Annotated in this window: 17 protein-coding genes; 10 read left to right on the top strand and 7 right to left on the bottom strand. The window is 55.2% G+C overall.

What is annotated here, in order from left to right; all coding sequences use genetic code 11:
• Window positions 1-62: 62 nt before the first annotated feature.
• The 3 genes from ABA45_RS12330 to ABA45_RS12320 all read left to right on the top strand — a co-directional run bounded on the left by ABA45_RS12330 (window position 63) and on the right by ABA45_RS12320 (window position 1,869).
• Window positions 63-623, top strand: coding sequence for a copper chaperone PCu(A)C (locus tag ABA45_RS12330; RefSeq protein ID WP_048386531.1), 561 nt, complete (start codon window positions 63-65; stop codon window positions 621-623).
• Between the two features lie 71 nt (window positions 624-694).
• Window positions 695-1,303 carry a LysE/ArgO family amino acid transporter gene (locus ABA45_RS12325; RefSeq protein ID WP_048386529.1) on the top strand — a complete coding sequence of 203 codons (609 nt, stop codon included), beginning with the start codon at window positions 695-697 and terminating at the stop codon, window positions 1,301-1,303.
• A 92-nt stretch (window positions 1,304-1,395) separates the two neighbouring features.
• A complete protein-coding gene (locus ABA45_RS12320) occupies window positions 1,396-1,869 on the top strand; it encodes a DUF4442 domain-containing protein (protein ID WP_048386527.1) in 474 nt (157 codons plus the stop codon).
• A gap of 57 nt (window positions 1,870-1,926) precedes the next feature.
• On the opposite strand, the gene ABA45_RS12315 is transcribed toward ABA45_RS12320, so the two are convergent.
• Window positions 1,927-2,811, bottom strand: coding sequence for a LysR family transcriptional regulator (locus ABA45_RS12315; RefSeq protein ID WP_048386526.1), 885 nt, complete (start codon window positions 2,809-2,811; stop codon window positions 1,927-1,929).
• 154 nt (window positions 2,812-2,965) lie between these two features.
• Here ABA45_RS12315 and ABA45_RS12310 point away from each other — a divergent pair, with 154 nt between their 5' ends.
• Window positions 2,966-3,832: a cation transporter gene (locus ABA45_RS12310; RefSeq protein ID WP_048386525.1), complete on the top strand. Its 867-nt coding sequence runs from the start codon at window positions 2,966-2,968 to the stop codon at window positions 3,830-3,832.
• Window positions 3,833-3,860: 28 nt separating this feature from the next.
• Entirely contained in the window at window positions 3,861-4,274 is a 414-nt protein-coding gene (gene arfB, locus ABA45_RS12305) for an alternative ribosome rescue aminoacyl-tRNA hydrolase ArfB (protein WP_048386523.1), read from the top strand.
• On the opposite strand, the gene ABA45_RS12300 is transcribed toward arfB, so the two are convergent.
• Entirely contained in the window at window positions 4,271-5,356 is a 1,086-nt protein-coding gene (locus tag ABA45_RS12300) for an alpha/beta hydrolase (RefSeq protein ID WP_406564664.1), read from the bottom strand. The two genes, arfB and ABA45_RS12300, sit on opposite strands and share 4 nt — an antisense overlap.
• Window positions 5,357-5,515: 159 nt before the next feature.
• On the opposite strand from ABA45_RS12300, the gene ABA45_RS12295 reads away from it, so the two are divergent.
• Window positions 5,516-6,214, top strand: coding sequence for an SDR family oxidoreductase (locus ABA45_RS12295; RefSeq protein ID WP_014871893.1), 699 nt, complete (start codon window positions 5,516-5,518; stop codon window positions 6,212-6,214).
• 66 nt (window positions 6,215-6,280) lie between these two features.
• Here ABA45_RS12295 and rluF read toward each other — a convergent pair whose 3' ends face one another.
• Complete coding sequence (gene rluF, locus ABA45_RS12290; RefSeq protein WP_048386521.1) at window positions 6,281-7,234, bottom strand: 23S rRNA pseudouridine(2604) synthase RluF; 954 nt, start codon at window positions 7,232-7,234, stop codon at window positions 6,281-6,283.
• Window positions 7,235-7,416: 182 nt separating this feature from the next.
• Between rluF and ABA45_RS12285 the strand changes: the two genes are divergently transcribed.
• Entirely contained in the window at window positions 7,417-8,070 is a 654-nt protein-coding gene (locus ABA45_RS12285; RefSeq protein WP_048386520.1) for a class I SAM-dependent methyltransferase, read from the top strand.
• On the opposite strand, the gene ABA45_RS12280 is transcribed toward ABA45_RS12285, so the two are convergent.
• The 4 genes from ABA45_RS12280 to ABA45_RS12265 all read right to left on the bottom strand — a co-directional run bounded on the left by ABA45_RS12280 (window position 8,054) and on the right by ABA45_RS12265 (window position 11,040).
• Entirely contained in the window at window positions 8,054-8,320 is a 267-nt protein-coding gene (locus ABA45_RS12280; RefSeq protein ID WP_048386519.1) for a hypothetical protein, read from the bottom strand. The genes ABA45_RS12285 and ABA45_RS12280 overlap by 17 nt on opposite strands.
• A gap of 18 nt (window positions 8,321-8,338) precedes the next feature.
• On the bottom strand, window positions 8,339-9,073 hold the full coding sequence (locus ABA45_RS12275; protein WP_048386518.1) for a YebC/PmpR family DNA-binding transcriptional regulator: 735 nt from the start codon (window positions 9,071-9,073) through the stop codon (window positions 8,339-8,341).
• 155 nt (window positions 9,074-9,228) lie between these two features.
• Window positions 9,229-10,029: an oxygen-binding di-iron domain-containing protein gene (locus tag ABA45_RS12270; RefSeq protein WP_048386516.1), complete on the bottom strand. Its 801-nt coding sequence runs from the start codon at window positions 10,027-10,029 to the stop codon at window positions 9,229-9,231.
• A 135-nt stretch (window positions 10,030-10,164) separates the two neighbouring features.
• A complete protein-coding gene (locus tag ABA45_RS12265; protein ID WP_048386514.1) occupies window positions 10,165-11,040 on the bottom strand; it encodes an AraC family transcriptional regulator in 876 nt (291 codons plus the stop codon).
• Between the two features lie 186 nt (window positions 11,041-11,226).
• Between ABA45_RS12265 and ABA45_RS12260 the strand changes: the two genes are divergently transcribed.
• From ABA45_RS12260 to ABA45_RS12250, 3 genes are all read left to right on the top strand, one after another.
• Entirely contained in the window at window positions 11,227-12,720 is a 1,494-nt protein-coding gene (locus ABA45_RS12260; RefSeq protein ID WP_048386508.1) for a CoA-acylating methylmalonate-semialdehyde dehydrogenase, read from the top strand.
• A gap of 71 nt (window positions 12,721-12,791) precedes the next feature.
• Window positions 12,792-13,958 carry an acyl-CoA dehydrogenase family protein gene (locus ABA45_RS12255; RefSeq protein WP_048386506.1) on the top strand — a complete coding sequence of 389 codons (1,167 nt, stop codon included), beginning with the start codon at window positions 12,792-12,794 and terminating at the stop codon, window positions 13,956-13,958.
• A gap of 51 nt (window positions 13,959-14,009) precedes the next feature.
• On the top strand, window positions 14,010-14,810 hold the full coding sequence (locus ABA45_RS12250; RefSeq protein ID WP_048386505.1) for an enoyl-CoA hydratase: 801 nt from the start codon (window positions 14,010-14,012) through the stop codon (window positions 14,808-14,810).
• Window positions 14,811-14,813: the final 3 nt, after the last annotated feature.

The raw sequence follows: 14,813 nt of genomic DNA, 5'->3' as shown, positions 1-14,813 counted from the left end.
TTTCTGTGGCTGTTTGTGGCAGGCTATGCTGACTCTTAATTTTGACCTTGTAGGAGCTTTTTATGGAACCTTCTTCCTTGATTCGTCGTTTTGCCCGTCATGTTAGTACGGTCGCTGTTGTTGCCGCGCTCGCTAGTTGCATTCCGCTGATGGCTGCCGCCGACGCCGCTCCCAAGCCGACTGTTAGCGGTGTCATGGTGGAGCACGGTTGGAGCCGGCCAACGCCACCGGGCGCAGCGGTTGGGGTTGGCTACATGGTCATTCACAACCACACTGACGCAGCGGTGCGCCTCACCGGTGCCACCAGCGAGGTTGCCACAGACGTTTCTATTCATAAAACCGTCGCAGACAACGGTATGATGCATATGAAATCGTTGCCGGATGGCTTGAGCATAGACTCTGGTCAGAGCGTGGAGTTCAAGCCCCTCAGCTATCACCTGATGCTGGAAGGTTTGAAACAGCCGTTAAAGGTCGGGCAGAAAATTCCTGTTACGCTAAATTTTGAACGCATTCCGGCGCAGAACGCCGTGCTGGATGTCAGATCGCTGGATAACAGTGGTGAAGACGAAGACGATGGCGGAGTGGACCATTCCAAGATGAACCACTCTGATATGGACCATTAATGGCGATTGTGGTGTAAAGCCGATATTCTGCGCAGCGTCTAAAAAGCCAAGCTTTTTTAAGGAATCTGCGTGTGCTTGAAAGTTACTTAACCGGCTTACTGGTGTGTGGCGGTTTGATTATTGCCATTGGCGCGCAAAATGCCTACCTGCTGAGCCAAGCCATTCGCCGGGAGCACCATTGGCCGGTGGCGGCTATTTGCGCAGTGTGCGATGCCAGTCTGTTCACTCTGGGCATGTTCGGCGTGAGCGCGGCGCTGATAGCCGTGCCCCAGGCGTTGGAGTTTTTGCGCTGGCTAGGCGTCATTTTTTTGGGCTGGCTGGCGCTTCAGGCGGCCGTGCGTGTCTGGAGAGGCCGTGCTGTGTTAAAAGTTGGAGCGGCCACTCGAGGCAGTTTGCGCAAGGTTGTACTGACCTCGCTGGCGGTCACTCTGCTGAACCCTCAGGTTTACCTCGATACATTGTTGCTGGTGCCGGCGATTGGTGCCCAGCAGAACAGTGCCGTGGCGTTTGTAATCGGCGCCAGCACCGCTTCGGTGGTGTGGTTTAGCCTGCTGGCGTGGGGCGGTGCAGCTCTGGCTCCCGTGTTGTCGCGGCCACTGGCCTGGCGGGTTATTGACGGCTTGATTGGTTTAATGATGGCGGCGATAGCGTTGCAATTGGCTCTTAATGGCAGTCTGTAGCGCTCTTTAACGCGTATTCTTAGGTCTCAATGAGCTGCGCGAGAATCAACCGTGATCAAAGCAGCGTTAAATACAGCACTTCGAGCCAGTTCATGAATAAAACTATTCGCCGCTTGTTTGCCAGCGCAGGCGCTTTGCGCCGAATCATGTCCGCCTACTCACCCTATTTGGGTGCGGGCATCCGGGTGACCCATATCGCCGACGACTTTGGCTCTGCCACGGTGGAAATGCGCCAGCGCTGGTACAACACCAATTACGTTGGCACTCATTTTGGCGGCTCGCTTTATAGTATGTTGGACCCGATGTATATGCTGCTGCTGATGCGACGCTTGGGCAACGGCTACATTGTGTGGGACAAATCTGCCCACATCGAGTTCATCCGCCCTGGCAAAGGCAACGTTGTGGCGCACTTTGAGCTGACGGACGAACGCCTCGATGACATTCGAGCAGCCACCGCCGATGGCGAGAAAATGCTGCCTACTTGGGACGTCGAGGTGCATGACGAACAAGGCCAGCTGGTTGCCCGCGTGCACAAGGTGCTTTATGTTCGCCGCAAGACGGATTAACGCCTCTGCTCTGGCCGGTTCGCGGGCTCAGAGGTAACACCCTTAGCCAAGGCAGGACTAGCTGGCCACATCGGCCAGATAAGTTTCTAGTTCATTGCCCAGCCAGCCCACCACGGCGCCACCTTGGGCATACTCGGATTCCAGCGAGCTGAACACCTTCCACCATTTTGCACTGCGGTGGTGGATGGTGGTCAGCTCGCCGTTGGCCAGCGCCTCGCGAATCAGTGGCAGTGGTAAATCGGCCCAGCCTGCGCCGTCAATCACCGAGTCCCGTATCAGTTCGTACTGGGTAAACGCCAGATAATTGGCGGTTTCCGGGGATTCCGGCTCCAGGCGCATATCGCGTATAGAAGCCAAGGTGATTTCGGTGTGCATCACCAGGTCGTCTTGAGTTACCCGTTCCAGCTCGCACAACGGGTGGCTACTCGCGGCCACCGTCAACATGCGCACATCTGCCAACTCGCGCCGCCATTCATAGCCTTCGGTGGTGGGTTCGGGCATCAAGCCGTAACACACATCCACCGACTGGTTTTCCACCAGCGCCGGCAATTCCCGGGGTGAGGCCAGATACACCGCAATACTGGTATGGGGGAAGCGTTGTTTCAGGCGCTGCAAAATTCTGCGCCATGCTGACTCGGGCAGGGAATCATCACGGCCGATACGGAGAGCGGTTTCAGCACCGCTGAGGTGGTGCTCGCAGCGCGCCATGATTTGGCCTGCTACCTGATCAAAGCGCTGGCAGTCGGTCACGATGGAGTGGCCCACAGCGGTCAACTGAAGTTGGTTACCACTGCGTTCGAACAGCTGCGCACCCAACTCGTCTTCCAGCGCTGCCAATGCCGTGCTGACGGTGGTGCGGCTGCGGCCGAGCTCGCGAGCAGCCGCGGCAACGGTGCCAAAGCGCACAATCGTCAGAAAAATCTGTATTTGCGACGTTTTCACGCTAGAGGTTCCTTGGAAAAGTATTTTAGGAATGCCTAAGAAAGTGCTTTAAATTGCGTATTTACCCTTATTAGCGACGGATAAACCGTCGGCCACCGACTCGCGTCTCAGTGTATCTATCATTAATATCAGTAGCCAGTTACTGGAGGTCTTTATGGCTGCTTTTCTGGCGCGGGAAAACCTGGCGCTGATTTTATCGTCGATAGGTGCTGCCCTGTTTGCGATTCTAGGGATTACCTGGGGCTTGTGGGTCGATTCTTTGGTTATTCTGTTTGATGGTGCCTACTCGTTGGTGAGTTTGATGTTGTCGCTGTTGTCGGTTTATGCGGCGCGCCTGATGCGCAAGCCTGCCTGCGATGCGTTCCCCTTGGGTCGTGGTGCTTTGGAGCCTCTGGTGATTGCGGTAAAAGGCCTGACGATCGCCTTGGTGTGTGTCATTTCGCTGCTTTCTGCCATTGCCGCTTTGTTCAGCGGTGGTCAGGTGGTTGACGCTGGTATGGCTCTGATTTTCTCAGGCATCAGCGTAATGGGTTGTGCGCTGGTGTGGGTCTATTTGCATTGGGCTACGGGCCGCAGCCAGTCCGGTTTGCTGCTGGCGGAAAAGAAGCAGTGGCTGATGGATATGGGGTTGAGTGGGGCCGTTCTGATTGGTTTTTTAGCGGCCGCTTTGCTAGAAACCGGTGCCTGGAGTCACCTGGCCAAGTACGCCGACCCGATGATGATGGTGCTTATTTCCGGTTACTTTTTGGTAGTTCCGGTGAAAATGACCGCGGTAGCTGTGCGTGAACTGCTTTTGTCTGCGCCGTCTGAAGAATTGCAAAGCTGTGTATCTGAGGCCATGCGGGATGTTGGCTTGCATCCGGACTGTGCCAGCACCATCAAAGTTGGCCCATCACTGATGGTAGAAGTGGCTCTGCCGGATAATTGGTCGGACGATATTAACCGCCTTAGATTCCGGCTGCATCGCAAGCTGGCAAACCTGCCGGTAGAAGCGCGCATATTTGTTCATGCTTCGGACTAGGGCTCCATCTGGCGTGGTAAAGTAAGTCATGCTTAAATTATCCAATGCTGTTGAACTTGCGGACTGGGAAATCGAAATCACCCAGATCCGCGCTCAGGGTGCCGGTGGGCAGAATGTCAATAAGGTCTCCTCTGCGGTGCACCTGCGCTTTGACATCTGGAACTCGTCGTTGCCACTGTTTTATAAAGAGCGCCTGATGGCGTTGAACGATCAGCGCATCAGCAAAGACGGTGTACTGGTGCTCAAAGCACAAAGCCATCGTACACTGGAGCTAAACAAAAACGACGCCATGCAGCGGCTTAAAGCGTTGATCCTGCAAGCGGTAAAACCGCAAAAAGCTCGTCGCGCTACAAAACCCAGCAAATCCGCTAAGCGTAAGCGCACCGACGGTAAAGTGCAAAAGGGCCGTACTAAAGCGTTGCGGGGAAAGATTCAAGTTTAGCTCGTGTGATCCTGTTCTTCCGCGCCGGTGTGAACTCTCAGAAACTCCGCCATATCGTCAAAAGCTTCGTCTGCTTCCGGCAGCATTGGGCCAAAAATCTGCCACACGTGCACCATTCCCTGCCAGATATGCAGTTCCACCGGCGAGCCCTCTGCTTGCGCCTTGGCAGCGTAGCGCCTGGCGTTATCAATCAGCATTTCGCAGTCACTGGCCTGAATCAGAGTGGGGGGTAGGTCATGCAGCGGCCCGCGAAGCGGCGATGCCACGGGGCTGGCCGGTCGCATACGGAACGTTGCTGTACTGAACCACCACAAAACCGACAGCGGCACTTTTTGCAGGCCACCAAACATTGGGCCTAGCATGGGGTCGGTGGCGATATTGCTTCGATTGCTGGGAGCGGTCATGGTCATGTCAGTGGACGGCGACAGCGCAATCGCCGCATCGGCCTGGCGCAGCTTCTGGTCGCGCAGCCAGGCAATCAGAGCCAAGGTATGGCTGCCACCGGCCGAGTCACCCGCAATCACCATAATCTGAGCCTCCTGCTTGCCCTCCGGGCCGTTGTCCAACAGCCACTCATAGGCCTTGCGGCAGTCTTCCACGCCGGCCATATAGCGATATTCCGGCATCAGCCGATAGTCCACCGCAAACACCGCAGCCTTGCCAATTTGCGACAGTTGGTCGGTCATGCTGCGATGGCTGCGCGGGCTGCCGGCCATCCAGGCGCCGCCATGAATGTACAGGATACGCCGACGGGTATCGGCGCCGGGAGCTACCACCCACTCACCCCGGGGCTGGTCGGTCGCAGTCACGGTAGACACCATTTGCAGGTCATCGCTGATGCCGTCCATATACTGGCGCATGGCAAGAATTCGCGCACGCCCCCTAACGCCATGCAGCTGTCGCCCCATATTGCGTACGCGCTCGATCACCTCTTTGTTGGCGATGCTAGGCAGTGCGGTGCGCGATTTGAACTCATGACTATCAAACGTCGAATAGTCTTCTGGCCGGAGCAGCACGAACGACACGGTTAAAAAAACCAGCAAAAACAGCCCGATAAAGATCAGTAAATACAGAACCCACATCATAAAAACGCCTCACCAGCCACTTGCAGTTTCGCTTTTAAGCATTGCATAAGCACGCGTTGGTTGCCAGATTCAAGACCGCTCGCGGTTGAAACTGTGAGCCGGCGGCCTAAGGTAAGTACTGATTATCAACATTCATTGACCACGGTGGAGCAAATCATGAGCGATCAACCCGTAATGCTGATTACAGGCGCATCTTCAGGTATTGGGGCGGCTACCGCACGGGCAGCGGCGAAACAGGGCTATCGCCTGGTACTGGCGGCTCGTTCGGAAGCTAAATTGCACAAGTTACAACAGGAACTGGGCGGCAAAGAGCAGGTATTAACGGTGCGCTGCGACGTGCAAAGCGACACAGATCAGCGTGAAATGGTGAAAAAAGCGCTGGCCAGTTTTGGTCGCATCGATGCCGTATTCGCCAACGCCGGCCGCGGGGGTGAGCCCGGCGGCTTCAGTGGTGCAGATGCGGAAGTCTGGAAAGACATGATTCTGACCAACATCTACGGCGTTGGCCTGACTGTGCAGCATTGCCTGCCAGCGTTGAGGGAGAGCCGTGGGCACCTGTTATTGACGGGCTCTGCCGCCGGACGGGTAACCATTCCGGGATCTATGTACAGCGCCACCAAGTGGGCAGTGTCGGCCATTGGCTATGGCGCTCGCGAAGAACTGCGGGGCTCCGGCATTCGAGTAACCCTGATCGAGCCGGGCATGGTAGACACACCCTTCTTTGATCAGCAGCCAGACAACGCGCTGCAGCCAGACGACATTGCCAACGCAGTTATGTACGCTGTGGCCCAGCCGGCACATGTAGACGTTAACGAAATACTGGTGCGGCCTACGCCTGCGATTAAAGACGTGTAAACCGAAAATAGTGCCAAAAATAGTGTCGAAAAGAGTGCAGATAGAGAAAACAGATAAAAGCCCGCGCTAGCGTTTAGTGCTGCGCTGGCGCTGCTTCTTCGGCTTGGGTTTTGGCCGCGCCGCCGGCTTTGAGTCGGGGCGGTTATCGGGCCGTCTGCCGGGCTTTTCTGCAGATTTGGCGCCTGGCCTAGGAGGGGTCTTATTGCCGGCGCGTGGCTTGTGGCTGTCGCGCTTGTGTGCCGGAGCATTGACCGGCGTCGTCTTACTGGCGGGCTTTTGAATCGCCGCTGGGGCATCGGATGACGAATCCCGAATGCTGTCCATCAGCACCGCCAGTTCTTTTGATGTTAAATCCCGCCATTGGCCAACGGGCAGATTGCCTAGGCTAATATTCATAATGCGCTGCCGTTCCAGGCGCGTTACGTCAAAGCCAAAATGCTCCGCCATGCGTCGAATCTGCCGGTTCAGGCCTTGTACCAGAACAATGCGGAACACACTGCGCGACTCCTGCGACACCCGGCATCTTTTTGTAACCGTACCCAGAATTGGCACCCCGCCGGCCATACCGTCAATAAAGGTCTTGGTGATGGGCTTATCAACGGTGACCAAATACTCTTTCTCGTGATTATTACCCGCCCGCAGGATCTTGTTGACCAGATCGCCGTTGCTGGTCATAAAAATCAGTCCCTGAGAATCCTTGTCTAGCCGGCCGATAGGGAAAATTCTCACCGTGTGCCCGACAAAGCGTTGAATATTGTCGCGTTCGGCGCTGTCGGTGGTGCTGACAATGCCCACTGGCTTGTTCAGAGCGATGAATACCTGATCTTCTTCAGCACGGGGCTCAATGATTTGGCCGTTGACCATCACCGTATCCGTCGGCAATACCTGATCGCCAACGCTGGCACGCTTGCCGTTGATTCGCACGCTACCCTGCTCGATGTATCGGTCGGCCTCGCGCCGCGAACAAATGCCGCTCTCGCTGATGTATTTGTTCAGGCGTGTGGAAGAAGACTGGGTCATGCAGGGTACCGGCTGGGTGTGGGTTCAATTAAGCGGTGCATCATAACAGGCGAGCGCTCCGGTCGCAGCCGACACTCGGTAAGGGTTTAATCGCCAGAGTGTTAACCAGAGCGCTGGACGTGAACACCCGCCTCTGCCATTGTTGCTCGATAACGCCCGCTTAACCCACCTAGAACCGCCCGATGCCCTCAACGCTTTCAATAATTTGCCCTGTCTGCGAGCAGGACGAGTTACAGCATTTTCAGACCCTCAAAAAACAGCACTATTTGCGCTGTCCTGAATGTCAATGCACCGTGATGGCTCCTGACAGTCGTTTAAGTGCCGAACAGGAAAAAACCATCTACCAATACCACGACAACAACCCGGGCGATCCCGGTTATCGTCGTTTCCTGTCTAAGGCAGCAGATCCCTTATTGGCCCGACTTCCACTTGGAGCTCACGGCCTGGATTTTGGCTGCGGCCCAGGCCCGGTGCTGGCTGGTATGCTGGAGGAAGCGGGTATGACCATGGCGCTTTACGATCCGTTTTTCCATCCGCAGCCTGACGTTCTACACCAACAATACGACTTCATCACCTGCACGGAAGTGCTGGAACATTTGCACCAGCCTGCGGCGGTCTTACGCCAGCTGGATAGCCTACTAAAGCCTGGCGGCTTGCTGGCCGTGATGACCTGCTTTCAGACGGACGACGCCCGCTTTGCAAGCTGGCATTACCGGCGCGACCCCACTCATGTGGTGTTTTACAAAGAAGAAACCCTGGCGTTAATCGCTGAGCGGTATAAATGGGCGTTGGAAATACCGAAAAAGGATGTGGCTATTTTCACCAAAGCAGAGTGAGGGGGCACCGGCGTGCCACCCAGGACGTGATCCAACAACTGGAGTCCATAGGCACTCGTCCGGCACCGGCACTTCTGCGGTTACCGCCGCGGCCAGCCACTGTGCGGTATGCCCGCTCCAGCACCGAAGATAATCCACCAACAAACCAGGATTCGAGATCGCCGCAGCGTTCGCGAATCTGTGGGTAGGTTGCGCCGGTTTTTAAAATGGTAACGCGTGGCTTGCGAGTGTCAGCGAGCGGAGTCGTCATCGCCGAAAAAATCCCTGCTCAGGATGTTTGTTCCTGCGGCAGTTCCGCGTTGTGGAACACGGTCTGAACATCGTCCAGCTCATTCAGCATATCCAGAAATTTTTCAAACATCGGAATGTCGTCGCCGCTCACCTCTGTGGTGGTTTTTGCCAGAAACTGAATGTCGTCAGCGTCGAAATCAATGCCTTCGAACGCATCTATTAGCGCTTGGCGGGCCTTGGCGTATTCGGTGTGGGGCGCGAACACAGTGATCAGTTCGTTTTCCATTTCGATGTCAGTTACGTCTATATCCGCATCCATTAACGCTTCCAGAACAGCGTCTTCATCTTGCCCCTTGAAGGCAAAAATCGCGCAATGGTCGAACATGTGGGCAACGGTGCCCGGCGTGCCGATTCTGGCTTTGGTTTTGGTAAACGCCAGGCGCACATCACCAAAGGTGCGGTTGGGGTTGTCGGTCAAGCAATCTACAATGACCATGCAGTTACCCGGGCCGTAGCCTTCGTAGCGCGCTGGTGAGTAATCTTCACCGGTACCGCCATGGGCTTTGTCGATGGCTTTTTCAATAACGTGGCTGGGAACCTGGTCTTTTTTGGCGCGATCGATCAGCGCGCGCAGAGACAGATTGCCATCTGGGTCGGTGCCGCCGGATTTCGCGGACATATAGATTTCACGACCGTACTTGCTGTAAACCTTGGTCTTGGCGTCGGCCGTCTTGGCCATGGATTGTTTGCGGTTCTGATAGGCTCTGCCCATGTGCGCTGCCTCTTTGATTGCAGGGTGGAACTCTTTTTAAGCTCGGTTGAAACTCTCGTAAATCTCTTTTGAAACGCTTTTGAGTCCCGTTGAAACTCTTTTAAGAGCGAAGGATTTTACTGGACAACGCAGGGATCGAACAGTGTTTATTCTTTTTAGACGTAATCTACCGGTGGGCGATAGTTATCTTGAGTCACAAGGTCGATACCGCACTCTACCGAGCTGACCCAGTTCAGAAAGCGTTCCACCATTTCCGGGCCTTCAAAGCGCTTGCCATGCTGGGGCACAATGGCCTGTACATCCATTTCCCGAATCATATTGGCCCACAGGCGGCATACCTTCTGCGAGGCAATATAACGGCGATGAAAGCCCATCATGTAAGGAATGTGCTTGTCGAAATCGGTTACCGGGAGGTGTTCATCGGGGCCGCCCATAGACGCGCCTAAATCCCCGGAAAACAAAATTTTCGCGATCGGATCGTAAAACTGAATGTTACCCACCGAGTGCATGAAGTGGGCGGGTAAACATTGAACGTAAGTGTCTCCAAAGCGAACATTCGCTCCGGCATCCGGTATCGCCATAATGCGATCATAAACGTTGCCGCCCACCAGTTTGGCCACATGCTCAGACACCAGATGAGGTAGGAAGCGAGCCCATAGTTTGGATGTCACCACTTTGGCGCGGGTGTGCACCAGCCAACGGTCAATAGAGCCAATAATGTCCGGGTCCTGGTGTGATGCGAATACGTAATCCAATTCGTGAATATTCATGAAACGCGACGCAGCCACGGCCAGCGGCGTATAGGTAAGATCACCACCTGGGTCAATCAGGGCTTCGTGTTGGCCATCTACCAGCAGAAACTGGTTTGATTGAACGCCCTCACCAATAACCAGCGAATCAAACATCAAGCATTTGTGGTGCCCGTTATCGAACAGCGTAATGGGTTCTGCGGCCATGTTATTCTCCTAAAAAAACGCTCATTAAATACTCCCTTGGAGCTTACGGAATCAATCAAAACAGAGCGTTGCCTCAGATCAATTTCGTAACAGTCGCTTGCTAATATTTTTAAAAGCGTGCCTTCAAGCCGCAATTCAGTGCCGTGCAGTGTGTCTGTAATCTCGCGGTGATTTCCCCATGATTTTCTTGAACAGTCGCGAAAAGTAGTAGGCGTCGTCGTAGCCCAACTGGCGGCTTATAGCCGCGAACGGAAGCGTTGTGCTATCCAGCAACTGGCAAGAGCGCTCCACTTTTAAACGCAAAAAGTGCTGGATGGGTGAAATGCCCGTGCGCTCGCGATAGCGGGTAGCAAAATGCGCTGGCGACAAACCAGCTAATTCTGCCAGCTGCTCCAGTGTTAGCCTTTGTTCCAGATTTTCCCGCATGTAACTATTTAACACTTCCAGGTCCGGACCGGCGTCTTGTTCGCTGTGTTCCGCAATCATGGGTATCGCCGCCAGCAGTTGGCGTAGGCGATTGGCTACGTGAATCAATCCGCTGGTGCGAAAGCCGGTTTGTCGCACCGACAATAAACCGTTGAAATCCACTAACAGCCTTGGTTGGCGGCCGATATAACGCACCGGTGTTTGCTGGTCGAATCCCATGTGGCTGTTAAAAGCATCGGCTAACGGGCCGGTGTAATGTACCCAGTGAATGGTCCAAGGGTTGGCCGGATCGGCGGTATAGCGGTGGCTAGCGCCGGCAGGCAGCAGCACCAAGTCGCCCGCGCTGACGGTAAAAGCTTCGCCATTCACATTAAGAAAAGCTTGGCCATCGCTGCAATAGATCAGCAAATGATCCGCAGGTTGTTCTCGGTGCATGTGGTGCCCGCTCGCCCGCCGATAGTGGCCGAAAGCAATGGGATAGAGCTCGCGGGTAAGCGGGTGCGAGCTTAGAAGTTGAACGCTGGGTTCGGGTAGTAAGTAGCGCACGCTGTCGGGCGGCGCTGGCCATTGCGACGTTAGGGCCATATGGAATTTCCGCTTTTCGTGATCGAAAGATAGTCCATTATTGACGAAACTTAGTCAATCACACGGCCCCAATTACCGTGCTAGTCTGAACGACATGTTTGAGCTAATCCGCACGATAATCCGGTGTCGCTCAAAACTTGCACAACAACAAAACTTTCGATAGACCCAACACGCAGGATCCGCCCCATGAAAAATGTTCCTCTGTACCTTGCAGGTGAATTTGTTCAAAGCCAGACTGACAGCTGGATTGACGTGACCAATCCCGCCACCAATGAAGTCATCGCCAGGGCCCCGAACACCACGCCTGCAGAGATGCGCAAGGCCATCGATTTTGCGGCTGAAACCTTCAAAACCTGGAAAGAAGTGCCCGTGTCAGAGCGGGCAAGGGTGATGCTGCGTTATCAGGCGTTGTTGAAAGAGCACCATGATGAAATTGCTGAAATCCTGGCTCAGGAAACCGGCAAAACGTTTGATGATGCAAAGGGTGATCTATGGCGCGGTATCGAAGTGGTTGAGCACGCCGCCAACGTAGCGTCGATGATGATGGGCGAAACCGTTGAAAACGTGGCCCGCGAAGTCGACACTCATTCCTGGATTCAGCCCTTGGGCGTATGCACGGGTATTACGCCGTTCAACTTCCCCGCAATGATTCCCCTGTGGATGTTTCCTATAGCCATTGCCTGCGGTAACACCTTTATTCTGAAGCCTTCGGAACAGGATCCCCTAACACCGACACGTCTTGCTGAGTTGTTCGAACAGGCCGGCGCGCCCAAGGGCGTTTTGCAGGTTGTTCACGGTGGTAAAGAGCAGGTAGATACCCTACTGAACGACCCTGTCGTTAAAGCGATTTCTTTTGTTGGTTCTGTGCCTGTTGGGCGCTACATCTATGAAACCGGCACCCGCAATATGAAGCGTGTGCAGTCTTTCGCAGGCGCTAAAAACCACATGGTTATCATGCCGGATGCCGACAAGCAGCAGGTGCTCAACGCTCTTGTAGGCGCCTCTGTGGGCGCGGCAGGGCAGCGCTGCATGGCCATCTCGGTTGCGGTATTCGTAGGCGAAGCGCGACAGTGGATCCCGCAATTAAAAGAAGCTATGGCCAAAGTGCGCCCCGGTGCCTGGAACGATTCCGGCGCCAGCTATGGCCCGGTTATAAGCCCGAAAGCCAAAGAGCGTGTCGAGGCGCTGATCGCAACGGGTGAAGCCCAGGGTGCCCAGCTGCTGCTGGACGGCCGCAATTGCACCGTGGACGGTTTGCCGAATGGCAACTGGGTAGGCCCTACACTGTTCGCCGGTGTGACCAGCGAAATGGACATTTATAACGAAGAAATTTTCGGCCCGGTGCTGTGCTGTTCCGAAGTAGATTCCCTGGGCGAAGCCATCGAGTTCATTAACCGCAGCCCGTATGGCAATGGTACCTCTATCTTTACCGGCTCAGGTGGCGCAGCCCGTCGCTTCCAGCACGAAATTGAAGTAGGTCAGGTGGGTGTGAACATCCCCATTCCGGTGCCCCTGCCGTTCTTCTCGTTCACCGGCTGGAAAGGTTCTTTCTACGGTGATCAGCATGCTTACGGCAAGCAGGCCGTGCGTTTCTACACCGAAACCAAAACCGTTACCTCGCGCTGGTTCAGCTCAGAAGCCACCAGCACTGAAGCCAACTTCTCTATTCAGTTGCGTTGATTCGCAGTGTCCCATCTGTCTGACGCACAAGTTTGCTGGTCAGGCAGGCGGGATACGAGCAGGAGCCAGCTATGAACTTTGACCTGACCGAAGACCAGCAGGCGTTTCGCGAGGCAGCGCGGGCATTCGCGCAAAAATCCATGGCGCCTTTCGCTGCGCACTGGGACGAAGAAAGCATCTTTCCAAAAGATGTGCTTCGACAAGCCGGCGAAATGGGCTTTTGCGGGCTCTACACGCCGGAAGCCTTTGGTGGCATGGGGCTTTCGCGCCAAGACACCGCGGTGATTGTAGAGGAGTTGGCTGCTGCCTGCCCCTCTACTGCAGCCTTTATAACCATTCACAACATGGCAACCTGGATGCTCGCCAGTTTTGGCACAGACGAGGTCAAACAGAATGTCGTGCCTACCTTGGCCAGCGGTGAGAAATTGGCGTCTTATTGCCTGACCGAGCCCGGCGCAGGATCCGATGCAGCGAGCCTGCGTACCAAAGCAGAACGGGATGGTGATGATTATGTCATCAACGGCAGCAAGGTTTTTATTTCCGGTGCTGGGGCAACCGATGTGCTGATTTTGATGGCTCGTACCGGCGGCCCGGACAGCGGTGCCAAAGGCATTTCTGCGTTTTTGATTCCGGCGGACGCCGACGGCGTGTCCTATGGCAAGAATGAAAAGAAAATGGGCTGGCACAGCCAACCGACTCGCTCGGTCACATTGGAAAATGTTCGAGTGCCGGTGGCCAACCGCCTAGGCGCCGAAGGCGAAGGCTTTGCCATTGCGATGAAGGGCCTCGACGGTGGCCGCTTGAATATTGCCACCTGTTCCCTGGGCGGTGCTCAGGCGGCGTTGCTTCGTGCTCGTGACTACATGCACGCCCGTGCCCAGTTTGGCAAACCGCTGGCGGCGTTTCAGGCTCTGCAATTTAAACTGGCGGACATGGCCACCAATCTGGTTGCAGCGCGGCAAATGGTGCGCCTGGGCGCGTTCAAATTAGACAACGGCGACCCTGAAGCCACGCTGCATTGCGCCATGGCCAAACGCTTTGCCACCGACGTGTGTTTCGACGTGGTCAACGACGCCCTGCAACTGCACGGTGGCTACGGCTATATTCGGGAATACCCCCTCGAGCGATACCTGCGGGACTTGCGGGTGCACCAAATCTTGGAAGGCACCAACGAAGTCATGCGCCTGATTGTGGCCCGCCGCATTCTGGAGCAGGGCGTCGCGGAAGCGATTCAGTAGCAGAAGCGATTCAGTGGCGGAAGCCATTCAACATCACATTGCGGAGATCTTATGAGCGACACACTCGATTTTGAGAGCGATAAGCTGCAACTGGAAAAACGCGGCCACATTGCCGTGCTGACGATCAGCAACCCACCGGCGAATACCTGGACCCGCGACTCGTTAAGCAAATTACAGCACACGATCGCTGAATTGAACGCTGACAAAGACATTTATGCGTTGGTGGTTACTGGCCAAGGCGAGAAATTCTTCTCTGCCGGAGCGGATCTGAATGCCTTTGCCGACGGCGACATTGCCCGCGCCACAGACATGTCCCGGGCTTTTGGCTCAGCGTTTGACGCGCTAACCCACTTCCGCGGCGTGTCCATTGCGGCCATTAACGGTTACGCCATGGGCGGCGGCCTGGAATGCGCGTTGGCCTGTGATATCCGTATTGCTGAAGAGCACGCGCAAATGGCTCTACCAGAAGCATCGGTTGGCCTGTTGCCCTGCGCTGGCGGCACTCAAAACCTGCCATGGCTGGTGGGCGAAGGTTGGGCCAAGCGCATGATTCTGTGTGGTGAGCGCCTGAAAGCCGACAAGGCTCTGAGCATTGGTCTAGTGGAAGAAGTGGTCCCCACCGGCCAAAGTTTGGCAAAAGCTTTGGAGCTGGCAGAAGGCGCTTGCAAACAAAGCCCGTCGTCAATTGCTCGCTGTAAGAATCTGATCATGAACGTGCGTGACGGTCATAACCATGAGGACGGCTGGCGCTTGGAGCGGGAACTGTTCATCGAGCTGTTTTCTACTGAAGACCAGAAAGAAGGCGTCAATGCGTTTTTAGGCAAGCGAAAGCCGCAGTGGAAAAACCGCTAACGC

It is taken from the genome of Marinobacter psychrophilus, from assembly GCF_001043175.1.
Lineage (GTDB): Bacteria > Pseudomonadota > Gammaproteobacteria > Pseudomonadales > Oleiphilaceae > Marinobacter > Marinobacter psychrophilus.
Note: the sequence above shows the minus strand (reverse complement) of the source record. Positions and strands in the feature narration are given on the sequence as shown.